This window comes from Mesorhizobium sp. M1A.F.Ca.IN.020.06.1.1 (assembly GCF_004023265.1).
GTDB lineage: Bacteria > Pseudomonadota > Alphaproteobacteria > Rhizobiales > Rhizobiaceae > Mesorhizobium.
Genome location: NZ_RZSR01001614.1, coordinates 1 through 683 on the forward strand (window position 1 = coordinate 1; position 683 = coordinate 683).

Below are 683 nucleotides of genomic sequence, written 5' to 3' on the forward strand. Positions count from 1 at the left end.
CACGAAGCTCGTATGGGTCGAGTCACCAGGGTCGACCACGATGGAAATATCCGATATTCCCAGTATATCCCGATTGACCAAGGCAGCGGGCGCAGTGCTTGGTTGCGACAACACCTGGGCGACTGGGCTCCTATGCAAACCGCTGGATCTGGGCGTCGACATAGTCGCCGAAGCATTGACGAAATACGTTGGTGGCCATTCCGACATTTTGATGGGCGCGATCATCCTCCGCGATATGGAGCTTTATAGCCAAATACGAAACACCCTGAACTCTCTAGGTGTTGGGGTATCACCTGACGAGTGTTCCCTTGCGTTACGTGGCATGCAAACCATGGCCCTGCGACTGAGGCATGTCGGCGAAATATCGGAAGAGTTTGCGCACCGGTTGACCGCCAATTTTCCTTATCCCGTGCTGCATCCCTGCCTATCCAGTTTTCCCGGCTACAGTTTGTGGCAGCGTGACTTTAAGGGCAGTTCCGGCGTCTTCAGCGTACAGGTGGATGGAGTTTATGCAGAGATCGTCGATCGAGCATTAGACGGCCTGAAAACGTTCGCTATCGGCGCATCTTGGGGCGGCACACGGAGCATTGTCGCGCCAATAAGCGTTGACCGCCAAGTGATGTCTTCAAGTGGAGCAACTAACTATCTGCGAATCAGCGTCGGCTTGGAGAGTAGCGATGATC

1 protein-coding gene is annotated in these 683 nt (G+C 54.3%); it reads left to right on the forward strand.

Annotated features, from left to right (window positions below; genetic code table 11):
- Positions 1-40: 40 nt before the first annotated feature.
- A partial coding sequence (locus EOA60_RS35885; protein WP_245502715.1) for a PLP-dependent transferase occupies positions 41-683 on the forward strand: 643 nt, incomplete at its 3' end.